Source organism: Streptomyces typhae (assembly GCF_009755605.1).
In the GTDB taxonomy this organism is placed as follows: Bacteria; Actinomycetota; Actinomycetes; order Streptomycetales; family Streptomycetaceae; genus Streptomyces; species Streptomyces typhae.
In genome coordinates this window covers 41,896-62,152 of sequence record NZ_WPNZ01000026.1, presented here as the reverse complement: position 1 = coordinate 62,152, position 20,257 = coordinate 41,896, and the positions used below count along the sequence as shown (strand labels likewise).

The 20,257-nt window shown below is 72.4% G+C and carries 21 protein-coding genes; 10 read left to right on the top strand and 11 right to left on the bottom strand.

The features are described from left to right. Positions 1 to 196: 196 nt before the first annotated feature. The 4 genes from GPA10_RS34425 to miaA form a co-directional block, all read right to left on the bottom strand. On the bottom strand, positions 197 to 2,341 hold the full coding sequence (locus GPA10_RS34425; protein WP_157168882.1) for a RelA/SpoT family protein: 2,145 nt from the start codon (positions 2,339 to 2,341) through the stop codon (positions 197 to 199). A gap of 253 nt (positions 2,342 to 2,594) precedes the next feature. Then, a complete protein-coding gene (gene dapF / locus GPA10_RS34420; protein ID WP_157168881.1) occupies positions 2,595 to 3,491 on the bottom strand; it encodes a diaminopimelate epimerase in 897 nt (298 codons plus the stop codon). Between the two features lie 52 nt (positions 3,492 to 3,543). Beyond that, on the bottom strand, positions 3,544 to 4,035 hold the full coding sequence (locus GPA10_RS34415) for a hypothetical protein (RefSeq protein ID WP_157168923.1): 492 nt from the start codon (positions 4,033 to 4,035) through the stop codon (positions 3,544 to 3,546). 107 nt (positions 4,036 to 4,142) lie between these two features. Further along, positions 4,143 to 5,081 (bottom strand): tRNA (adenosine(37)-N6)-dimethylallyltransferase MiaA, encoded by a 939-nt coding sequence (gene miaA / locus GPA10_RS34410; protein WP_058852625.1) that lies wholly within the window; start codon positions 5,079 to 5,081, stop codon positions 4,143 to 4,145. Between the two features lie 182 nt (positions 5,082 to 5,263). On the opposite strand from miaA, the gene GPA10_RS34405 reads away from it, so the two are divergent. Beyond that, a complete protein-coding gene (locus GPA10_RS34405) occupies positions 5,264 to 5,815 on the top strand; it encodes a hypothetical protein (RefSeq protein ID WP_157168879.1) in 552 nt (183 codons plus the stop codon). Between the two features lie 25 nt (positions 5,816 to 5,840). Then, positions 5,841 to 6,152, top strand: a complete 312-nt coding sequence (locus tag GPA10_RS34400; protein WP_157168878.1) for an antitoxin — start codon at positions 5,841 to 5,843, stop codon at positions 6,150 to 6,152. 258 nt (positions 6,153 to 6,410) lie between these two features. Here the strand turns inward: GPA10_RS34400 and GPA10_RS34395 are convergent, their stop codons facing one another. The 5 genes from GPA10_RS34395 to GPA10_RS34375 all read right to left on the bottom strand — a co-directional run bounded on the left by GPA10_RS34395 (position 6,411) and on the right by GPA10_RS34375 (position 10,467). After that, the gene (locus tag GPA10_RS34395) at positions 6,411 to 7,235 is read right to left on the bottom strand and encodes a class III extradiol dioxygenase subunit B-like domain-containing protein (protein ID WP_157168877.1); all 825 of its coding nucleotides are present in this window, start codon (positions 7,233 to 7,235) and stop codon (positions 6,411 to 6,413) included. 32 nt (positions 7,236 to 7,267) lie between these two features. Next, complete coding sequence (gene miaB / locus GPA10_RS34390) at positions 7,268 to 8,800, bottom strand: tRNA (N6-isopentenyl adenosine(37)-C2)-methylthiotransferase MiaB (protein ID WP_058852629.1); 1,533 nt, start codon at positions 8,798 to 8,800, stop codon at positions 7,268 to 7,270. 70 nt (positions 8,801 to 8,870) lie between these two features. Further along, a complete protein-coding gene (locus tag GPA10_RS34385) occupies positions 8,871 to 9,212 on the bottom strand; it encodes an Asp23/Gls24 family envelope stress response protein (protein ID WP_157168876.1) in 342 nt (113 codons plus the stop codon). After that, complete coding sequence (locus GPA10_RS34380; protein WP_246260298.1) at positions 9,209 to 9,889, bottom strand: hypothetical protein; 681 nt, start codon at positions 9,887 to 9,889, stop codon at positions 9,209 to 9,211. The genes GPA10_RS34385 and GPA10_RS34380 overlap by 4 nt, the downstream gene beginning before the upstream one ends. Continuing rightward, entirely contained in the window at positions 9,880 to 10,467 is a 588-nt protein-coding gene (locus GPA10_RS34375; protein WP_425505865.1) for an RNA polymerase sigma factor, read from the bottom strand. The genes GPA10_RS34380 and GPA10_RS34375 overlap by 10 nt, the downstream gene beginning before the upstream one ends. Before the next feature lie 267 nt (positions 10,468 to 10,734). On the opposite strand from GPA10_RS34375, the gene GPA10_RS34370 reads away from it, so the two are divergent. From GPA10_RS34370 to GPA10_RS34340, 7 genes are all read left to right on the top strand, one after another. Further along, positions 10,735 to 11,247, top strand: a complete 513-nt coding sequence (locus GPA10_RS34370) for an Asp23/Gls24 family envelope stress response protein (protein ID WP_058852632.1) — start codon at positions 10,735 to 10,737, stop codon at positions 11,245 to 11,247. 237 nt (positions 11,248 to 11,484) lie between these two features. Continuing rightward, entirely contained in the window at positions 11,485 to 11,688 is a 204-nt protein-coding gene (locus GPA10_RS34365) for a hypothetical protein (protein WP_157168875.1), read from the top strand. After that, positions 11,685 to 13,037, top strand: coding sequence for a DUF6286 domain-containing Asp23/Gls24 family envelope stress response protein (locus GPA10_RS34360; protein WP_157168874.1), 1,353 nt, complete (start codon positions 11,685 to 11,687; stop codon positions 13,035 to 13,037). Before GPA10_RS34365 ends, GPA10_RS34360 begins: the two co-directional genes overlap by 4 nt. Next, a complete protein-coding gene (locus GPA10_RS34355; protein ID WP_157168873.1) occupies positions 13,034 to 13,618 on the top strand; it encodes a hypothetical protein in 585 nt (194 codons plus the stop codon). The genes GPA10_RS34360 and GPA10_RS34355 overlap by 4 nt, the downstream gene beginning before the upstream one ends. A gap of 348 nt (positions 13,619 to 13,966) precedes the next feature. Then, positions 13,967 to 14,764 (top strand): SAM-dependent methyltransferase, encoded by a 798-nt coding sequence (locus GPA10_RS34350; protein ID WP_343041651.1) that lies wholly within the window; start codon positions 13,967 to 13,969, stop codon positions 14,762 to 14,764. Positions 14,765 to 14,891: 127 nt separating this feature from the next. Next, entirely contained in the window at positions 14,892 to 15,785 is an 894-nt protein-coding gene (locus GPA10_RS34345; RefSeq protein WP_246260311.1) for an aminoglycoside phosphotransferase family protein, read from the top strand. 110 nt (positions 15,786 to 15,895) lie between these two features. Beyond that, positions 15,896 to 16,891, top strand: coding sequence for a TAXI family TRAP transporter solute-binding subunit (locus GPA10_RS34340; protein ID WP_157168871.1), 996 nt, complete (start codon positions 15,896 to 15,898; stop codon positions 16,889 to 16,891). On the opposite strand, the gene GPA10_RS34335 is transcribed toward GPA10_RS34340, so the two are convergent. Both GPA10_RS34335 and GPA10_RS34330 read right to left on the bottom strand, forming a co-directional pair. Next, on the bottom strand, positions 16,881 to 18,305 hold the full coding sequence (locus tag GPA10_RS34335) for a sensor histidine kinase (RefSeq protein ID WP_058852638.1): 1,425 nt from the start codon (positions 18,303 to 18,305) through the stop codon (positions 16,881 to 16,883). The genes GPA10_RS34340 and GPA10_RS34335 overlap by 11 nt on opposite strands. 9 nt (positions 18,306 to 18,314) lie before the next feature. Beyond that, positions 18,315 to 19,004 (bottom strand): response regulator transcription factor, encoded by a 690-nt coding sequence (locus GPA10_RS34330; RefSeq protein WP_058852639.1) that lies wholly within the window; start codon positions 19,002 to 19,004, stop codon positions 18,315 to 18,317. Positions 19,005 to 19,440: 436 nt separating this feature from the next. Between GPA10_RS34330 and GPA10_RS34325 the strand changes: the two genes are divergently transcribed. Continuing rightward, a complete protein-coding gene (locus GPA10_RS34325) occupies positions 19,441 to 20,217 on the top strand; it encodes an amino acid ABC transporter ATP-binding protein (RefSeq protein WP_058852640.1) in 777 nt (258 codons plus the stop codon). Positions 20,218 to 20,257: the final 40 nt, after the last annotated feature.

Below are 20,257 nucleotides of genomic sequence, written 5' to 3'. Positions count from 1 at the left end.
GGCCGACTGTCTCCGTGGCGGGGCGGCACCCCAGGGAGCGGGCCTCTCCGTAGCGGGGCGGCACCCTTCGTAGGGAGCGGGCCTCTCCGTAGAGGGCGGCCTCCTCCGTAGCGGAGCGGCACCCCCATATCGGGCGGCCCTCTGAAGCGGGGCGGGACTCTTCGCGGGGAGCGGCGGCCCTCTCCGTAGAGGGCGGTCAGCGCGCGGCCGCCGCCCGGTGCTGGGGCCGTGTCACGTCGTACACGCCCGGTACGTTGCGCATCGCGCGCATCAGGCCCGGCAGGACCCCCGCGTCGGGGAGTTGCAGGGTGTACGTGTGGCGCACGCGCTGCTGGCAGGGCGGTTCGACGGTCGCCGAGATGATGGCGACGCCCTCCAGGGCGATCGCTTCCGTGAGGTCGGCGAGGAGGTGCGGGCGGCCGAACGATTCGGCGATCAGCGTGACCCGGCACTCCGTGGTGTCCCCCCAGCGCACGCCGACCTCCGGGCGCCCCACCTCCGTCATGCGCGCCACCGCGGGACAGCCGACGCGGTGGACGGTGACGACGCCGCCGCGCACCGTGAAGCCGGTGATCTCGTCGGGCGGCACGGGCGTACAACAGCCGGCGAGCCGCACGGTGGCACCCTCCCGGTCGGCGACGACGTCCGCGGTCGCCGGGCGCAGCGCGGCGGACACCTGGGGCCGCTGGGCGGCGGCGGGCACCGTCACTGGAGCGGGGTCGGGGGCCGCCGGGGCGGGCAGGCCGGACGCGGGCGCGGAGTGGGTGCTCAGCCAGCGGCGGATGGCGATTCGGGCGGCGGGCGTGCGGGCGTGGTCGAGCCAGTCCCGCGAGGGCCCGGACGCCGGGTCCTGAGCCATGAGGAGCTGGACGGTGTCGCCGTCCCGCAGGACCGTGCCGAGCGTGGCCAGGCGGCCGTTGACGCGGGCTCCGATGCAGGCGTGGGCGTCCTCGCCGTACTGCGCGTAGGCGGCGTCGACGCAGCTGGCACCGGCGGGCAGGCCGAGTGTGCCGCCGTCGGGGCGGTAGACGGCGATCTCGCGGTCCTGGGCGAGGTCCTCGCGGAGCGTGGACCAGAAGGTGTCGGAGTCGGGGGCGGCCTGTTGCCAGTCCAGGAGGCGGGAGAGCCAGCCGGGACGGGTGGGGTCGGCGCGCTCGCCGTCGGCCGGCTGCTCCTCGGGGGGCGGGGCGTAGGGGTTGCGCAGGGCGACGACGCCCGCTTCCGCGACCTGGTGCATCTGGTGGGTGCGGATGAGGACTTCGGCGACTTCGCCGTCGCCGCGGGCCACGGCCGTGTGCAGCGATTGGTAGAGGTTGAACTTCGGCAGGGCGATGAAGTCCTTGAACTCCGAGACGACCGGCGTGAAGCAGGTGTGGAGCTCGCCGAGGACTCCGTAGCAGTCGGCGTCCTCGTGCACGAGGACCAGGAGGCGGCCGAAGTCGGCCGGGCGGAGCTCGCCGCGTTTGCGGTGTGCGCGGTGGACGGAGACGAAGTGGCGTGGCCGGATGAGGACTTCGGCGGTGATGCCCGCGTCGCGCAGTACGCCGCGTACCTCTTCGGAGATGTCCGCGAGCGGGTCGGACCCGGTCTTCGCCTTGGTCGCGATCAGCTCTTTGACCTCGGCGTACTCCTGCGGGTGGAGGATCGCGAAGACGAGGTCCTCCAGCTCGGTCTTCAGGGCCTGCACGCCGAGCCGTTCGGCGAGCGGGATGAGGACGTCGCGGGTGACCTTGGCGATGCGGGCCTGTTTCTCGGGGCGCATCACACCGAGCGTGCGCATGTTGTGCAGCCGGTCGGCGAGTTTGATCGCCATCACGCGTACGTCGTTGCCGGTGGCCACCAGCATCTTGCGAAACGTTTCGGGCTCGGCGGCGGCTCCGTAGTCCACCTTCTCCAGCTTGGTGACGCCGTCGACCAGATAGCACACGTCGTCGCCGAACTCCGTGCGCACCTGCTCCAGGGTGACGTCGGTGTCCTCGACGGTGTCGTGCAGCAGGGACGCGGTCAACGTCGTGGTCTCCGCGCCGAGTTGGGCGAGGATGAGCGTGACGGCGAGCGGATGTGTGATGTACGGCTCACCGCTCTTGCGCATCTGGCCGCGGTGCGAGGACTCCGCGAGGACGTAGGCGCGGCGCAGGGGCTCAAGGTCCGCGTCCGGGTGGTGGCCGCGGTGGGCTTCGGCCACATGGCCGATGGCGTCCGGGATTCGGTCGCGGGTGGCCGGTCCGAGGAGCGCCGCGCGACCGAGTCTGCGCAGGTCCAGGCGGGGACGGGCGCGCTTTCGCGGGCCCGGGGCCGTCGTGGGGCCGGGCGTCGCTGGGTTCGTCGCCTCCGCACTCATGGGCACCTCCGGCAGCTCCGACCGGCGGTGAACGGACGGCTGCGTGCTCCGTCCGGGCCGGTGCTTGATGCTATCGAGCCCATCACGCGGCACTGACCCGCTCTCGCCGAGCGTGAAACGGATCACCCATTCGAGCGATAGTTCTGTGGAGCGCCGTTTCGACAGGGGCGAGCGTGATTTCGACCAGGGCGCGCGGGTGGGAGCGGGCGCGCGGCCCGCGTTCCCGTGTGCGCCGTGCGGCCGAGCCCGGCACTCAGGCCGACTCTCCCGCCGCGGCCAGCCATCCCGCGTCGATCTCCCCCTCGGCGACGATCACCGCGGGTCCCGTCATCGCGATCTCGCCGTCCGGTGACTCCGTGATCGTCAGTCGGCCGCCGGGCAGGTCGACCGTGTACGTCACCGGGGTGCCGGTCCCCGCCGGGTCCAGGCCGTCCCTGCGGGCCGCCGCGACGGCCACCGCGCACGCGCCCGTGCCGCACGAGCGGGTCTCGCCCGCGCCGCGCTCGTGCACGCGCATGGCGACGTGCCGCGGGCCGCGGTCGACGACGAACTCCACGTTCACACCGTCCGGGTAGGCCGACGCCGGGCTGAAGGGCGGCGGGTCCAGGAGGTCGCCCGCGTGGGCCAGGTCGTCGACGAAGGCGACCGCGTGCGGATTGCCCATGTTCACGTTCCGCGCGGGCCACTGGCGGGTGCCCACGGAGACCGTCACGTCGCCCTCGGGGAGCGCGGCCCTGCCCATGGAGACCGTGACGTCGCCTTCGGGGGCGCCTTCGGCGGCGGGCTTGGCGATGTGCGCGTGCTTCACGCCGCCGCGGGTCGCGACGGGCAGGTCGCCCTCGCCCACGAGGCCCGCGTACTGGAGATAGCGGGCGAAGACGCGCACGCCGTTGCCGCACATCTCGGCGATCGAACCGTCGCCGTTGCGGTAGTCCATGAACCACTCGGCCTCGTCGGCCAGGTGCCGGGCGTCGGGGTGGGCGGCGGAGCGCACTACGTGCAGGACGCCGTCGGCGCCGATTCCCGCGCGGCGGTCGCACAGGGCGGCGACGGTGGCCGGGGACAGCTCGACGGCGTTGTCGGGGTCGGGGACGATCACGAAGTCGTTCTCGGTCCCGTGCCCCTTGAGGAAGGCGATCCGCGTGCTCATTCCTCGATCGTACGGGGTGCGTACGACAAGTCGCCGGGGCGGTCCGCGGAGCTCAGCGGAGCCGGGCCACCCGCCAGACGGCGAGCACCGCTATGAGCGCCACGACCAGTGTGTACGCGGAGACGACCCGCCAGTCGGGACGCCGCCCGGAGCCGCGCTCCGGCAGTCCCGGCCAGGTGTGGCCGACGCGCCGGGCGGCCATCATGCCCCAGCCCGCGGCGCAGGAGCTGATGAGCAGCCCCAGCATGGCCACGACGGCACCGCCGTCGCCGAACTCGAAGGCCAGCGGGAAGGCGAACATCAGGGAGCCGACGGCGGCCAGGATCACGATCGGCGCGAGCTGCCAGATGCGCAGCCTGCGTTGCGGCCGCAGTTCGACCTCGACCTCCGGCTCCGTCGTCAGGCCGTCGTCGGCGGGGCCGTCGTCGGTCACGCCGCCGGACACGGTCCCGGGGCTGTCCGGGCCGTCCGGGCTGAGCGCCCCACCGTGGCGTGCGGTGTGCTGCTCGCCGTCATGTGCGGTGTCACGAGGGCCGGCCTCCATCGCCACGCGCCCTCCCACTCCGGACTCATCTGGTCGATCGATGGTCGATGATGGCACGCCGTCAGGTGCCCCGATGACCGGCTGAGCGTCCCGATGCCATCACGTGATCAGGCTGTGACCGGTCGTCTGATCAACGCCAGTGCGTGCCCATGGAGTTCCCCGCGGTCGGCCGCGGCACCGCTCAGCCAGTGCACGCGCGGATCACGCCGGAACCAGGAGTCCTGTCGGCGGGCGAAGCGCTTGGTGGCGCGCACGGTCTCGGCGCGCGCCTCGTCCTCGGTGCACTCACCGGCGAGCGCCGCGAGCACCTGCTGGTAGCCGAGTGCGCGTGCGGCCGTGCGCCCCTCACGCAGCCCCTGCGCCTCCAGCGTGCGCACCTCGTCCACGAGCCCGGCCTCCCACATGCGGTCCACGCGGGTGGCGATGCGCTCGTCCAGCTCGGGCCGCCCCACGTCGACGCCGATCTGCACGGTGTCGTACACGGACTCGTGTCCGGGCAGGTTGGCGGTGAACGGCTTGCCGGTGATCTCGATGACTTCGAGGGCACGCACGATCCTGCGTCCGTTGCCGGGCAGGATGGCGCGGGCCGCGTCCGGGTCGGCGGCGGCCAGGCGGGCGTGCAGCGCCCCCGGTCCGGCCTGGGCGAGCTCCTCCTCCAGGCGGGCGCGTACGGCGGGGTCGGTGCCGGGGAACTCCAGGTGGTCGACGGCTCCGCGCACGTACAGGCCCGAGCCGCCCACCAGGACGGGCCAGCGGCCCTCCGCGAGCAGCCGGTCGATCTCCGCGCGCGCCAGCTTCTGGTACTCGGCCACGCTCGCCGCCTCGGTGACGTCCCAGATGTCGAGGAGGTGGTGCGGGACGCCCTCGCGCTCGGCGAGCGTCAGCTTGGCGGTGCCGATGTCCATCCCCCGATACAGCTGCATCGAGTCGGCGTTGACGACCTCGCCGCCGAGGCGCTGGGCGAGGTACACACCCAGATCGGACTTTCCGGCCGCTGTCGGCCCGACGACGGCGATGACCCGCGGGGCGGGAGCTGCGCTTTTCACCGCACCAGTCTCGCAAACCACGGGGCAGGTGCCCGAACGAGCTACGTGACGGCACGGCTCCGGGGTCGTTGCCTGTTGCGAGGTTCCGGCCGCCGGTTTCGAGAACCGGTGACCCGGGCGACGCAATCGGACGCACCGGGCGGCGCGGGATTTCGCCCACACGAGTACTATATGGAGTAGATATGGGCGTTTTTGCACGGTTCCGCCGGAAGTCAAAGGGCACCGAGGAGGTCTCGACCGCCGAGGCGACCGCCGACGGCCGGACGGCCGAGCAGGAGGCGGCCGTCAAGCCCTCCGAGCCCTCCGAGGCTGAAGGCGGGGCCGCCGCGGACGACGCCAAGGCGGAGGCGGAGGCAGAGGCGAAGACGGAGAGCGACGCGGGCACCGGCTCCGCGTCCGGATCCGACTCCTCCGGTCCCTCCAGGCCCTCCGCTTCCACCCGTTCCACCGCTTCCACTGGTTCCTCCGGTTCCTCCGGTTCCTCTGTGTCCGACTCGGTCGGGGGATCCGGCTCCCAGGTCGACACCGACGCCGATGTCGACTCCGACCTCGACTCCAAGTCGACGGAAACGGCCGCGGCCGCGGACAAGGGCGGAAGCGGCGGAGGCTCTGAGGGCACCGAGGCCGCCGACGACAGCACCGCCGCCGACGGCGCGGACAACGTGGAGATCCCCAAGCAGCAGTCAGCGCAGGAGGCGGCCGACAACGAGGCCGGTGAGAGCGCCCGCAAGTGAGACACCCGTCAGGAAAGGTGACCCCATGGGCTTCCTGAACCGTCTGAAGGACAAGCTCGCTCCGGCCAAGGGCAAGGCCTCGGAACTCGCGCAACAGCACGGGGACAAGGTCGACCAAGGCCTCGACAAGGCCGCCCAGCTGGTCGACCGGAGGACCAAGGGCAAGTACAGCGACAAGATCCAGACGGGGGCGGGCAAGGCGAAGGACGCCCTGGACCGTTTCGCGGGAGCGGACGACGGCCGCAAGGAGGACGGCGACCGCAAGGACGGGGGCGGTCGCACTCCCCCCGGCGACACTCCGCCGCCGTCGTCACCGACGCCCCCTACGGCTTCCTGAGCACCCTGCACCACCGGCTGACGGCCGTGAAGCGCACTCGGCTTCGCGGCCGTCGGCCTGTGCGGCCTGCGTACGGGGTTACGGGGTTACGGGTTACGGGTTACGAGTTACGGAGTTATGGGGCTACGAAGGGGCTCGCGCGCGGCGCGCGACCGCGTACGCACGCCCCGCGTCCCCCGTGTCCGCCGTGTCCCCCGCGCCGCCCCGGCAGCCCCGACGCCGCCCCGGCGACCGCCGCACCCCGCACGGCCGGGCGGCCTACGACCAGGTCGCCACCAGGTAGCCCACCCCGTACGGCGCGTCGTCGAAGAGCAGCCGGCCGCCCAGACCCGCCCCGCCCGCCGCCCCCGCGAGCACCTGCCAGGGCGCGCGTCCGGCCGCCTTGAGCTGCCCCGCGAGGTCCACGTCCAGTTCCTTGAGCGCCTCGACGTCCGCGGCGGCCAGTGCCCGCGCCACCGCCACGTCGAAACCGGCCGCCCGCTCGTCCAGATAGCCGGGCGCCTTCAGTGTCCGGCAGGCGCTGGCGTCGCCCATCACGAGCAGCGCCACCCGCTTCGCACGCGCGGCGATCTCCTCCCCCACCTGGACGCACCGCTCGGCCGCGAGGGATTCCGCGACGCCGACGCCTTCGAGGGGCGCGGCCGCCCACCTCGTGCGCTCCAGGAGCCACCCCGCGACGGCCAGGGACACCGGGAGCTCACCCGCCGCGTCCGGCTCCCCTTCGGAGCCGTCTCCGGGGCCGTCTTCGAAGCCGTCTCGGGGGCCGTCTTCGGGGCCGCTCTCCCCTTCGGGAGCGTCTTCCCCCTCGGGGGCGCCGACGGCATCCGCGAGTGTCTCCCCCAGACGTACGTCCAGGTCCACACCGAAACCCCGGAACGAACCGCGCGCCCCCTGGGCGTGCGTACCCGCGTCGCCCGCCCCCGCCGGGCCCACGACGACGAGGCGGTCCGGCCTGGACGCCGCGAGCACCGCGATCGCGTCGGAGCACGCGGCCCGCGCGGCGTCCATCTCGGGTGCCGCGCCCGCGGCGACCTCGGGGATCAGCAGGGGCGGGCAGGGGCAGACTGCTGCGGCGACAAGCATGATCCGCAGCGTATCGGGTCCAGTCGCGGGATCTAGTCGCAGCCGCAGCCGCTCCCCGCGGCCACCGGCAGCGGCTGCGGCACGCCCACCTTGGGCAGGCCGAGCAGGACGCCCGCGGGCTTCGCGGCCTCCGCCGCGTTCCGCTTCTCCCAGGCGTCGCCCGCGCGGGTGCGCCGTACGTCGAGGACGGCACCCTCGGCGAGCAGGTGGTGCGGCGCCGCGTATGTGATCTCGACCGTCACCACGTCGCCGGGGCGCACCTCGGTGTCGGGCTTGGTGAAGTGCACCAGGCGGTTGTCGGCGGCACGCCCGGACAGGCGGTGCGTGGCGCCGTCCTTGCGGCCCTCGCCCTCGGCGACCATCAGCTCCAGGGTGCGGCCGACCTGCTTCTTGTTCTCGTCCCAGGAGATCTCCTCCTGGAGGGCCACCAGGCGCTCGTAGCGTGCCTGCACGACCTCCTTGGGGATCTGGTCGTCCATCTCGGCGGCGGGCGTCCCGGGGCGCTTGGAGTACTGGAACGTGAACGCCTGCGCGAAGCGGGCCTCGCGGACCACGTGCAGGGTCTGCTCGAAGTCCTCCTCGGTCTCCCCGGGGAAGCCGACGATGATGTCCGTGGTGATAGCGGCGTGCGGGATGGCCGCGCGCACCTTCTCGATGATCCCCAGGTAGCGCTCCTGGCGGTACGAGCGGCGCATCGCCTTCAGGACGGTGTCCGAGCCCGACTGCAGCGGCATGTGCAGCTGGGGCATCACGTTCGGCGTCTCGGCCATCGCGGCGATCACGTCGTCCGTGAAGTCGCGCGGGTGCGGCGAGGTGAAGCGCACGCGCTCCAGCCCCTCGATGCGCCCGCAGGCGCGCAGCAGCTTGCTGAAGGCCTCGCGGTCGCCGATGTCGGAGCCGTAGGCGTTCACGTTCTGCCCGAGCAGGGTGATCTCCGAGACGCCCTCGGCGACGAGGGCCTCGATCTCGGCGAGGATGTCGCCCGTCCTGCGGTCCTTCTCCTTGCCGCGCAGCGCGGGGACGATACAGAACGTGCAGGTGTTGTTGCAGCCGACGGAGATCGAAACCCAGGCCGCGTACGCGCTCTCACGGCGGGTGGGCAGCGTCGAGGGGAACGCCTCCAGGGACTCGGCGATCTCGACCTGCGCCTCCTCCTGCACGCGGGCGCGCTCCAGGAGGACCGGCAGCTTGCCGATGTTGTGCGTACCGAAGACGACGTCCACCCAGGGCGCCCTCTTCACGATGGTGTCGCGGTCCTTCTGGGCCAGGCAGCCGCCCACGGCGATCTGCATGCCTGGACGCTGTGTCTTCCTGGGGGCGAGGCGGCCGAGGTTTCCGTAGAGGCGGTTGTCGGCGTTCTCCCGTACCGCGCACGTGTTGAAGACGACGACGTCCGCGTCGCCGTCCGAGCCCTCGGGTGCCCGCACGTAACCGGCATCCTCCAAGAGGCCGGAGAGCCGTTCGGAGTCGTGGACGTTCATCTGGCACCCGTAGGTGCGGATCTCGTAGCTTCGCGCAACGGCCACTTCGTCCACTGCTCCGGTCCGGACACTGCTGCTGGTCATCCCTCAAGGGTAAGGGGGCACCCGTGGTGCACCCTCACCCCGTCGGCCGCGCCCTCGTCCGCACCGCGGCTCACACGACTCCGGTCACCGTCACCTTGACCTGTGCGGAGCCGCCCTCACCCGCCTCCTTCAGGACGGCGTCGAGAACGGCCGAGCGCACCGCGCGGGTCACGTCCAGGGCGCGGTGTCCGCGGTTGAGCACCACGTACACCTCGACGTCGAGGCCCCTGGAGCCCTTGTGCCGCCGCACGCGCACCCCGGAGGCCCCGGTCGTGCCCCGGGCCGCTCCGAGACCCACGGAGGAGCGCAGGAGTCCGGCGAGGCCGGGCCGGAGGAAGGCCACGCCCCGGGTCGCGAGGACGGCGGCGCCGACGGTGTCCTCCAGGGTGCGGGGAACCTGCTGGTCCGTCATGGCTGCCGCCCTTCCGTCGCGTCCGCGTCCTCGTCCGCGTCCTCGTCCTCGTCGAGCAGGTCGGTGACCACGACGTCGACCGCCGCAATACGCATGCCGAGCTCGTGGTCCGCTGCCCCGACGACCCGGGCGCGCACCTCGTCCGCGACGAGCTGCAGGTTCCAGGAGAGGCCCACCTGCACTTCGACGCGGACCCTGGCAGGGCCCCGCGGCAGCCGTCCCGGAGGGGGCGCGGACGAGGGCGCCTCCTGGGCGTCGGCCTCGATGCGGCAGCTTCCCGCACGGACCCCCGGCAGGGTGTCGACGGCGGCCCGGAACGTCCGCGCGGCCGCGGCCTCCACGATCCACGCGTCCTCGTCGGCCTCGCCCAGCGGCAGCGTCCGCCCCGGCCGCAGCTCCAGGCGCACCACGTCCATGACGCGGTCGGCGAGCGCGGCGGTGTCCCACGGCGGTACCCGCGGCTCGTCGTCGCGTGCCCGCGCGACGACACCCTCCAGGGCCCGCAGGGCCCGGAGCGCCTCGCCGCAGTGCGGGCACTCGGCCGTGTGCGGGTCCTGCCCGCCCGTCTCCGCCAGCTCCCAGACCTGTGCGAGCCGACGGCCGCACGGCAGGAGCTCCTCTTCGGAGGGGCCGTCGAACGATGTGCCGTCCGGTGCCCCGCTCTCGTTCATCGCCATCCGGCCATCGCCTCCGTCAGATAGCGCCGGGCCCTGAAGACACGGCCGCGGACCGCCTCCTGGCTGATGCCGACCGTCTCGGCAATGGACTCGTAGGGCACCCCGTCCAGCTCCCGCAGGACCCAGCACACCCGCTGCTCCGGAGAGAGCCCTTCTATCGCCCGCGACAGGTCGGCGACGGCCGCGTGGGCCTCCGCCGCGCGCGGCGGCGACACCTGGTGCTCGGGCGCCTGCGGTTCCGGAACGCTGTCCAGGGCCGTCACCGGCTGCCGCGAGCGCAGCACGTTGAGGCAGCGGTTGGTGACGATCCGGTGCATCCAGGTGCCGAACCGGGCGTCCCCGCGGAACTCCGGAAGCTTGCGCCAGGCGCTCACGAACGACTCCTGTACGGCGTCCTCGGCTTCTGTAGGACTGCCGAGCAGCCGCGTGCCGAGACGCAGTAGGGCAGGTGCATGACGGTGTACGAGCGCCTCGAAGGCCTCTTCGTCACCCTCGGCGGCACGCACCGCCAGCAGCGCGTCCTCGTGCGGCAACGGCGCATCCGCGTCCTCCGGCTCTCTGCCCCGGTCCCCGGGCACACGCGGCTCCTCTCGCTTCGGTCGTGCTCGTACGACACACAACGAGCCGCCCGCGTTATGCGGCGCGGGCACGCTACCCGTCCGCGGAAGAAATTTCCGGGAGGCGCGTAACGGATCCGGGGCATCCGTGTCAGTGGGAGTGAAGGGCTCGGCGAGAGTGCGGCGTCCGCTCCGACGCGCGGCGCCCGTCGGGGGCATACGGAACGCGCGTACGTCCGTACCTCGTACCGGGCATCAACAGAACGCACACGACTAGGAGATGCCGATATGGCGACACAGGAGCTCACCTCGAAGCCGACGACGTCCGGCACCGAGAAGGACATCGCCGGCGGTGCGCGGACCGCTGAGGGAGCCACCACCCTCTCGGGCCGCACCGGCGCCGGGGAGCCGGCGGCCACGCGCGGCAAGACCTCCATCGCGGACGTGGTCGTCGTCAAGATCGCCGGTATGGCGGCGCGGGAGATCCCCGGAGTGCACGACATGGGCGGCGGTCTCTCCCGGACCATCGGCGCGGTGCGCGACCGCGTTCCCGGCGGCCGTCCGAACGTGGGGCGCGGCGTGAAGGTGGAGGTCGGCGAGCGGCAGACGGCGATCGACCTGGACATCGTCGTCGAGTACGGCGTGCCCATCACGGACGTCGCCCACGACGTCCGAGAGAACGTCATCGCGGCCGTGGAGCGCATCACCGGCCTGGAGGTCGTCGAGGTCAACGTAGCCATCAACGACGTGCACCTGCCCGAAGACGACCGGGACTCCACCGCCGAGACCCGCGTGGAGTAGAACCTGCGTGGAGCAGAACCCGCGTGCAGCAGAACCTGCGTGGAGTACCGCCTGCGTGGAGCACAGCCTGCTTGGAGCAGAAGTGGCGCAGAAGCCGCGCGGAGACGAGCCGCGCGCGGGTGGATACGGCCCGAGCGGTGCAGGTCCGCGAGCGCCGGCTGCCCCCGCTGGGCGCCCCCGCAGTTGCCTCCTGGGGCGCCCAGCCTGATTGTCCTTCTCTGCGGTGTGAGGTGAGTGGTGAACAAAGCCCTGGTGGGCCTGTTGGTGGGCATGGCGCTGGGATTCGCCGGCTGGTTCGGCGGATTCGGTGCGTTTCTGCTGGTCGCCGCGCTCGGCGCGGTCGGTTTCGTCCTCGGGCGCCTGGTGGATGACGGCGTCGATGTCCGCGACTTCCTGTCGGGCCGTGACCGCGACCGTGTGCGCGGCCGGGAGCGGCGATGAGCGGTCCCGCGGCGGAGCACGGTCCGGCGCCCGCCGCCGGGCGTGGGGTCGCACCCGCCGCCGAGCGCGGCGCGACCACCGTCGCCGACCGGGCGGTGCGCCGCATCGCGGAACGGGCCGCCACGGGGGCCATGGGGCCGGGTGATGTCCAGGTCGGCCGGGGCTCGGCGGCCGTGCGTGGCCGCCGGGCGCGGGTGGGGGTCACGGTGTCCGTGCCCTATCAGGGTGTGCTGGACGACACCGGCGCACGGGTGCGGTCCCATGTGGCGGACCGCACGGCCCAGTTGACGGGCCTTTCCGTGGACCCGGTGCGGATCCATGTGCGGGAACTGTCCTCTGCCGCTGTCGCACAGCCGTCTGCCGCTGTCGCACGGCCGTCGCCCACAGAGGCGACATCCACCAAGGTGTCCTCCACGGAGCAGCCGTCCGTCGAAGGGCTGTCCACGGAGGCGCCGGTTGCCCACGGTGGTCGACGGCCGTGGTCCGAACGCCGGGTTCCCGTTGCCGTGTTGGTTCTCGCCGCGGCCGCCGCCTCCGGAGTCGTGCTGTACGACGTGGTGGCGGTGCACGCGGCGGGGCAGCCGCCCGCGCGGTGGCGGGTCCGGCTCATGGAGTGGCTGGCCACGCACGGGCCGGAGGCGGGAACGGTGGTGAATCTCGCCGCCGCGGCGGCCGTGTTCGCGCTCGGTGTGTGGCTGCTGTTCCTCGCGATCACCCCGGGGCTGCGGCGCCGCCTGCCGCTCACGCCGCCGCTGCCCGGGGTGCGGGCCGTCCTGGAGCGCGGGGCGGCCGCGGCCCTGTTGCGCGACGCCGTCGCGGAGGTGCCCGGCGTCACGCGGGTCCGGGTGCGGCTCGGCCGCCGCCAGGCCCGCGTACGCGGCGGGGTGGAGTTCGGGGATCCCCTCACCGCCCGCCAGGAGGCCCTCAGGGCGGCCCAGGAGGCACTGGCGGAGATGGGCCTCGCCAGACCGCCCCGGCTGCGCCTGCGGCTGCGTACGGAGCCGCTTTGGCGCGCGCCCGAGACGGCGCGGCGGAAGTCCGGGGCTCCGGAAGAGCAGCGAGTTCCAGAAGAGCATCAGGTTCCGGAAGAGCATCAGGTTCCGGAAGAGCATCAGGTTCCAGACGAGCAGCGGGTTCCAGAAGAGCAGGTCCGGGAAGAGCAGCAGGTCCCGGATGCGCAGCAGCTCCCCGAAGCGCAGCAGGTCCCGAGGAAGACGCCGGGTCCGAAGGACGTGCCGGGCCCGAGAGAGGCTCAGGGTCCGGCGGGAGCGCCGGATCCGACAGCGGCGCAGGACCCGCCGGACCCCAGAGATCCACATGAGCCCCCCGGGAGGAACACCCCCTCATGAGCGCACTTCGTCGAGGCGTGAATCGCGCGACGCTGTTCTGCACCGCGGCGGCGCTCCTGGGCGCGGGCGCGGCGCTGGCCACCACGGCGGACCCCGTCCGCGACCGCCTGCCGTCCGGCTGGCCGCTCCTGAACACCGACCGTGTGTGGCTGGGCGAGCGCACGGTCGACGGCTGGCGCGACCACGGCTGGTGGACGCCCGCGGTCATCGCGGGTCTGTCCCTCGTCCTGCTGCTGTTGCTGCTCTGGGCCGCTCTGGAGCTGCGCTCCGGACGCCTGCGCGTCCTGCAACTGGGGCGGCCCGGCGTGACCCTCGCGGGCCCGGCGCTGGCTGCCGCCATCGCCGAGCGCGTACAGGCCGTCGACGGCGTGGCGAGGGCCCAGGTGCGCCTCGTCGGCCGTCCCCGGCGTCTACGGGTCCGCATCACTCTCGTCCTGGCCCCGGACGGCTCGCCCCGTGCCGCGCTGCGGCAACTGTCCCTTCAGGCGGTGGCGGAGGCCCGTGCGGCCGCCGCCCCGCGGGAGCTGGAGGCGGAGGTGCGGATGAGCGTCCAGACCCACAAGGCACGGCGCATCCGCTGAAAGGGCACGGCGTGTCCGATTGAGCAGCGCGGCGCGGCCGCTGAAGAAGTGCGGCGCATCCGCTGAAATAGTGCGGCGCGCCCGCTGAAAAAGTGCGGCGCATCCGCTGCAAGGGGCATCCGCGCGTACCCCTCAAGCGCGCTTCTCAAGCCCCCCTTGCGGAAGTTGGTGCGGGAGGGACAAGTTCCGGCAGTAGATTGCCTGTTGACGCCCCACCCTCATGACGTCACGCCAGGAGGCGATCACGTGACCGCGAGTCCATCCCCGCAGGGCGAGTCAGGTTCCCCGCAGGGCGAATCGGCTTCCCCGCAGGGCGAATTCGGCTCCCCGCAGGACGCGGCGGCAGCCGTGCGGGACCGGATCAACACCGCGCAGCCGCACACGGCCCGCATCTGGAACTACTGGCTCGGCGGCAAGGACAACTACGCGGTCGACCGCGAGGCGGGCGACAGCATCCGCGAACTGCACCCGGGAATCGGCGACTACGCGCGCGCGGACAGGCTGTTCCTGGGGCGCGCGGTACGGCACCTGGTGGCCGACTGCGGCGTACGTCAGTTCCTCGACATCGGCACGGGCCTGCCGACAGCCGACAACACCCACGAGGTGGCCCAGCGGATCGCCCCGGAGTCACGCATCGTCTACGTGGACAACGATCCGCTGGTACTGACCCACGCCCGCGCCCTGCTGACCAGCGCCCCCGAAGGACGCACGGACTACCTGGACGCCGACATGCGCGATGTCGACTCCGTCCTCGAGCACGCGGCGAAGACGCTGGACTTCAGCCGCCCGGTGGCGCTGATGCTCCTCGGGGTGGTGATCTTCATCGAGGACGACGAGGAGGCGCTCGCACTCGTACGCCGTGTGATGGACGCGCTGCCCCCGGGAAGCCACCTGGTGCTCTCGCACACGATCACCAGCCCGGCGATGCCCGACGTCGACGCGGCCGTGGCCTTCTGGAACGAGCACGGAACTCCCAAGCTCACACAGCGCACCCCCGCGCAGGTCGCCCGCTTCTTCGACGGCCTCACCCTCCTGGAGCCCGGCGTGGTGTCCTGCTCTCGGTGGCGCCCGGACCCGGCCGAGCAGGACCAGCAGGGCGAACCGGACGAGGTGGCCATGTTCGGCGCGGTGGCCCGCAAGGACTGAGCCACAACGAATTCGCTTTCGCCGCGTCCCCGCGACGATCAACAATGCGCGCATGCAGTCCCCCTTGCCGCCCTCGAACGACTCCGCCCCACCGGACGCCCTCCCGGACGCCCCGCCGCACCACAAGTTGCACGCCGACGAACCGGACGTGGACACGCCCCTGGTGCGGAGACTGATCGCCGCGCAGTTTCCGCGGTGGGCCGGCCTGCCGGTCGAGCGGTTTCCCTCGTCCGGCACCGTGAACGCGGTGTTCCGGCTCGGGGACACCATGGCGGTGCGCCTTCCGCGTACTCCCGGGGGCGCCGACGACGTAGCCATGGAGAGCCGCTGGCTGCCGTGGCTCGCCCCGCAGCTCCCGGTGGCCGTCCCGGCCGTGCTCGGCCGTGGTGAGCCCGGTGAGGGCTACCCCTGGGCATGGTCCGTGCACCGCTGGCTCGACGGCGCGAACCCGGTCGCCGGTGAGCTGACCGCGCCGGGCCCCCTGGCCGCGGATCTCGCCGCGTTCCTCGCGGCGTTGCGCCGCGCCGACCCCTCGGACGGGCCGCCCGCCTATCGCGGGGGCCCGCTGGCGGCGGTCGACACCGAGACCCGGAACGCCCTGGCGGAGCTGCGGGAACTCGCCGTCGGCCTCGACCTGGCCGCGGCGACCGCCGTCTGGGACGCGGCCCTGCGCGCCCCCGCCTGGGAAGGACCGCCCGTCTGGGTCCACTCCGACCTCATGCCGGGCAACCTCCTGGTCCGCGCCGGACGCCTCGACGCGGTGATCGACTTCGGCACCGCGGGCGTGGGCGACCCCGCCTGCGACCTGATCGCCGCCTGGAACCTCCTGCCCGCCGGCGTGCGCGCGGAGTTCCGCGCCGGTACGGGCGCCGACGACGCGACATGGGAGCGCGGGCGCGGCTGGGCGCTGTCCATGGCGCTGATCCAGCTCCCGTACTACGCCGTGACGAACCCGGTCATCGCCGCCAACGCCCGCCACGTCATCCGCGAGGTCCTGGCCGACCACGCCCGGCAGGGCTGAGGCGCTGGCCACCGCCAGACACCCGGCACCCCCTCCCGGTCCCGACCCGGCCGCTCCGGACCGGGACCGGCCCTGGTCAGCACCGCGTACGAAGTGGCAGGATCGCGCCCATGCTCGCGGCCCTGCCCCATCTCAGCCGGCGCCGGGCCCTCCAGGTCTCGGCGGCCGGTTTCGTGGTGTGCGGGCTGCTCCTGTGGTGGCTGCTCCCGGTCGGCGAGAGTTCGCCGCAGGGCCGGATGACGTTCAGTACGGGCGTCAAGGGCGCCGTCTACGAGCGGTACGGGAAACTGCTGCGCAACGCGGCGGCCAAGGACATGCCGGACGTCGACATCAAGCTCCTCAACAGTGAGGGGTCGCCGCAGAACGTGGAACGGGTGGCCACCGGCAGGGCCGACTTCACCATCGCGGCGGCCGACGCCGTGGAGGCCTACCGCCTCGACAACGGAGCGGGCGCGGACCGGTTGCAGGGCTGCGCGCGCCTGTACGACGACTACGTACAGCTCGTCGTCCGGGACTCGTCCTCGATCGAGGAGGCGAAGGACCTGCGGGGCAAGCGCGTCGCCGTGGGGCAGCTGCGCTCGGGCGTGCGGCTGATCGCGGGCCGGGTGCTCAAGGCCGCGGGGCTGAACCTGGACAAGGACCTCACGGCCCTGCCCGCGGGCATAGACACCGCCCCCGACATGCTGCGGCACAACGAGATCGACGCGTTCTTCTGGTCCGGCGGGCTGCCCACGACGTCGGTGCGCGAGCTGTCCCAGAGCGTGGACATCCGTTTGGTACCGCTCGGCGACCTGGTCGACGCGCTGCACAAGCAGGGCGGAGCGTCCCGCTACTACCGCGCCGCCGTCATGCCGGCCGACGCCTACCCGCAGGCACGGCAGACCGGGTCCGTGCCGACGCTGGCCGTGGCGAACCTCCTGGTGACCACGGACCGGGCCGACCCCGAACTGACCGCGGGCCTGACCCGTACGGTGATCGACAGCCGGGACCACATCGGCGCGCGCGTGCACGCGGCGCAGCTGGTGGACCTGCGCACCGCGCTGTACACGGATCCGCTCACGCTGCACGAGGGCGCGCGCCGCTACTACCGGTCGGTCAAGCCCTGACCGCGCCCTGAGGCGCTTGGCGGGGTATGCGCACGGTCACCTTCAGGCCGTGCGGCTCATGACGCTCGTACGCCATGCTGCCGCCACCGGCGGCGAGCAGCGCGCGGGAGATCGACAGGCCGAGGCCGGAGCCCTTGACGTTCTGGTGCCGGTTGCTGCGCCAGAAGCGGTCGCCCACCCGGTCGAGTTCGTCGTCCGTGAGGCCGGGGCCGCCGTCGGTGACGACGACGGTCGTCGTCGAGTCGGCGGAAGCGACCCGTACCTGCACCTCCTCTCCTTCCGGTGTGAACTTCAGGGCGTTGTCGATCACCGCGTCCAGGGCGCTGGACAGGGCGACCGGGTCGGCCCAGCCGGTCGTCGCCGGGCACTGCCCGGTGAGCCGGACGCCGCGCTCGTCGGCGAGCGGGCGCCACGCGGCGACCCGCTCGGCCGCCAGCTCACCGATGTCGGTGAGCCGCAGATCCGCCGCCGCGTGTTCCGCGAGCGCCAGGTCGAGCAGGTCGTCGAGGACCTGCGCGAGGCGCTTGCCTTCGGTGCGCACCGAGGCGATCTCCTCGTTCCCCTCGGGCAGTTCGAGGGCGAGGAGCTCGATGCGGAGCAGCAGGGCGGACAGCGGATTGCGCAGTTGGTGCGAGGCGTCGGCGACGAAGGCGCGCTGCTGCTCGAGGACGTCTTCGACGTTGTCGGCCATCTCGTTGAACGACCGGGCCAGGCGTCTGAGTTCCGGGGGCCCGCCGGCGGCCGCGACCCGCGAGTTGAGGCGTCCGGTGGCGATGTCGTGGGTGGTGGCGTCGAGGACCCGTACCGGACGCAGGACCCAGCCGGTGAGGCGCAGCGCGGCGCCGACCGCGAGGAGCATCGCTGCCGACTCCCCTGCGACGATCAGCAGCCAGCCGTGCAGGGTCTTCGCACGCATGCGCCCGGTGGGCGAGTCGGTGACGACGACGGCCACCACGTCGCCGTCGCGGATCACCGGTGAGGCGACGACGATGCGCCCGCCCTCCTCCCAGGGCCACACCTGGGGAGGGTCGTGGCTGCCGCGGGAGCGCAGGGCCTCCTCGAAGGCGCCGCTCACCCCGTCGCTGCCGGTGGGCAGGAACCAGTCGCCGGGGGCGTGCGCCATGGGGAAGCGGTCGCGGAAGAAGACGCCCGCCTTGATGCCGTACACCTCGTGGTAGTAGTCCAGTTCCTTCTGGAGGGTCGCGCGCCGTTCGTCCTTGTCCTGCACGCGGGAGCCCGTGGGGCGCTGGGTGACGAACTGGGCGAGGGCGGCGAAGCGCGCGGTGTCGTCGATGCGGTCGACGACCACCTTCTGCTGCTGCGCCGACGCCACGCTGACGGCGAGCGGGAACCCGAGGGCCAGCAGGACGCCGGCCATCAGGACGATGAGGAGCGGCAGGAGGCGGGCGCGCACCTGTGCCCGCTACGACGCCGGGGCGACGAGCCGGTAGCCGACTCCGCGCACGGTCTCGATCAGGGCGGGCATGTGCAGTTTGGCGCGCAGGGACGCCACGTGCACCTCCAGTGTGCGGCCGGTGCCCTCCCAACTCGTGCGCCAAACCTCGCTGATGATCTGCTCCCGGCGGAAGACGACTCCGGGGCGCTGGGCGAGGAGCGCGAGCAGGTCGAACTCCTTGCGGGTCAGCTGGACGGCGGCTCCGTCCACGCTGACCTGGCGGGTGGGCAGTTCGATACGGACGGCGCCGAGGCGCAGCTCGGTCTCGGCGGGCACCTGCGGGGTGTCGGCGGCGGGGCGGCGGATCACCGCGTGGATGCGGGCGATGAGCTCCCCGGTGTCGTACGGCTTCACCACGTAGTCGTCGGCACCGAGGTTCAGGCCGTGGATGCGGGAGCGTACGTCGGCGCGGGCGGTGACCATGATGACGGGGGTGCTGGTGCGCTTGCGGATCTTTCCGCACACCTCGTAGCCGTCCTGGTCGGGCAGGCCGAGGTCGAGGAGCACCACTCCGAAGGGTGCCGCTTCGCAGGGCAGCAGGGCCTGGAGCGCCTCCTCGCCGCTGCGCGCGTGGGTGACGGCGAAGCCGTGCCGGGCCAGGACCGCGGACAGCGCGGCGGCCACGTGGTCGTCGTCCTCGACGAGCAGCAGTCTCATGCGGTCCCCCTCCAGCCCATAGGCCCCCCAGTGGTTCATCGGTCGTCCGCGGCCCATCGGACATCAGTGGTTCGTCGGCTGTCCGCGGCCCCTCGGACATCAGTGGTTCGTCTATCGTCCGCGGCCCCTCGGACGTCAGTGGTTCATCGGTCGTTCCGTCGTCCCTCACGCCGTGCTGTGGGACCGTTCGCGGGCACCCGGCACGCGCGCGTGAACGCACCAAGGCATCCACGCCGATGGATAAGGACCGCGTCAAGACCTCTCGGGTCACGGACACGTTCCGTTATGTACCCGGTACGCAGCCGGGGCGCCCCCTTCACGCGGAGTGTCCGGTTGCGGCCGGATCGTTATGCTCAATTTCCCCTCAGATGTAATGACGCTGGTCGCACCGGGTTACTACTGTCCTCCCAACCCGAGGAGGATGGAGCAACAAGCCGTGACCGAAGTATCGGTGACCAAGGACGCCAAGCCCGCGGCGGACGACCTTGTCGTGCTGAAGGGTGTCAACAAGCACTTCGGCGCCCTGCACGTCCTCCAGGACATCGACCTGACCATCGCCCGCGGCGAGGTCGTCGTGGTGATCGGCCCCTCCGGGTCGGGCAAGTCGACGCTGTGCCGCACCATCAACCGCCTGGAGACCGTCGACTCGGGTGCGATCTCGATCGACGGCAAGCCGCTGCCCCAGGAGGGCAAGGAGCTCGCGCGGCTCCGCGCGGACGTGGGCATGGTCTTCCAGTCCTTCAACCTCTTCGCGCACAAGACCGTGCTCGAGAACGTGATGCTGGGCCAGGTCAAAGTGCGCAAGACGCCCAAGGCGGAGGCGGAGGAGAAGGCGCGCGGCCTGCTCGACCGGGTGGGCGTCGGCTCGCAGGCCGACAAGTACCCGGCGCAGCTCTCCGGTGGTCAGCAGCAACGCGTCGCGATCGCCCGCGCGTTGGCGATGGGCCCCAAGGTGATGCTCTTCGACGAGCCCACCTCGGCGCTCGACCCCGAGATGATCAATGAGGTCCTCGAGGTCATGCAGCAGCTGGCCCGCGACGGCATGACGATGGTGGTCGTCACGCACGAGATGGGCTTCGCCCGGTCGGCGGCCAACCGCGTCGTCTTCATGGCCGACGGCCGGATCGTCGAGGAAGCCGTACCGGACCAGTTCTTCAGCAACCCGCGCAGCGACCGGGCCAAGGACTTCCTGTCGAAGATCCTTAAACACTGAGACAAACACTTGAGACACACACTGAGGCAAACACCGAGGC

Bases quoted from the DNA above. Each gene is read 5' to 3' on its own strand.
- GPA10_RS34370 (WP_058852632.1), top strand. From the start codon at position 10,735: ATGGCGACACAGGAGCTCACCTCGAAGCCGACGACGTCCGGCACCGAG.
- GPA10_RS34405 (WP_157168879.1), top strand. From the start codon at position 5,264: ATGGGCGTTTTTGCACGGTTCCGCCGGAAGTCAAAGGGCACCGAGGAG.
- GPA10_RS34400 (WP_157168878.1), top strand. From the start codon at position 5,841: ATGGGCTTCCTGAACCGTCTGAAGGACAAGCTCGCTCCGGCCAAGGGC.
- GPA10_RS34360 (WP_157168874.1), top strand. From the start codon at position 11,685: ATGAGCGGTCCCGCGGCGGAGCACGGTCCGGCGCCCGCCGCCGGGCGT.
- GPA10_RS34355 (WP_157168873.1), top strand. From the start codon at position 13,034: ATGAGCGCACTTCGTCGAGGCGTGAATCGCGCGACGCTGTTCTGCACC.
- GPA10_RS34340 (WP_157168871.1), top strand. From the start codon at position 15,896: ATGCTCGCGGCCCTGCCCCATCTCAGCCGGCGCCGGGCCCTCCAGGTC.
- GPA10_RS34385 (WP_157168876.1), bottom strand. From the start codon at position 9,212: ATGACGGACCAGCAGGTTCCCCGCACCCTGGAGGACACCGTCGGCGCC.
- GPA10_RS34330 (WP_058852639.1), bottom strand. From the start codon at position 19,004: ATGAGACTGCTGCTCGTCGAGGACGACGACCACGTGGCCGCCGCGCTG.
- GPA10_RS34425 (WP_157168882.1), bottom strand. From the start codon at position 2,341: ATGAGTGCGGAGGCGACGAACCCAGCGACGCCCGGCCCCACGACGGCC.
- GPA10_RS34395 (WP_157168877.1), bottom strand. From the start codon at position 7,235: ATGCTTGTCGCCGCAGCAGTCTGCCCCTGCCCGCCCCTGCTGATCCCC.
- miaB (WP_058852629.1), bottom strand. From the start codon at position 8,800: ATGACCAGCAGCAGTGTCCGGACCGGAGCAGTGGACGAAGTGGCCGTT.
- dapF (WP_157168881.1), bottom strand. From the start codon at position 3,491: ATGAGCACGCGGATCGCCTTCCTCAAGGGGCACGGGACCGAGAACGAC.
- GPA10_RS34415 (WP_157168923.1), bottom strand. From the start codon at position 4,035: ATGGAGGCCGGCCCTCGTGACACCGCACATGACGGCGAGCAGCACACC.
- GPA10_RS34380 (WP_246260298.1), bottom strand. From the start codon at position 9,889: ATGGCGATGAACGAGAGCGGGGCACCGGACGGCACATCGTTCGACGGC.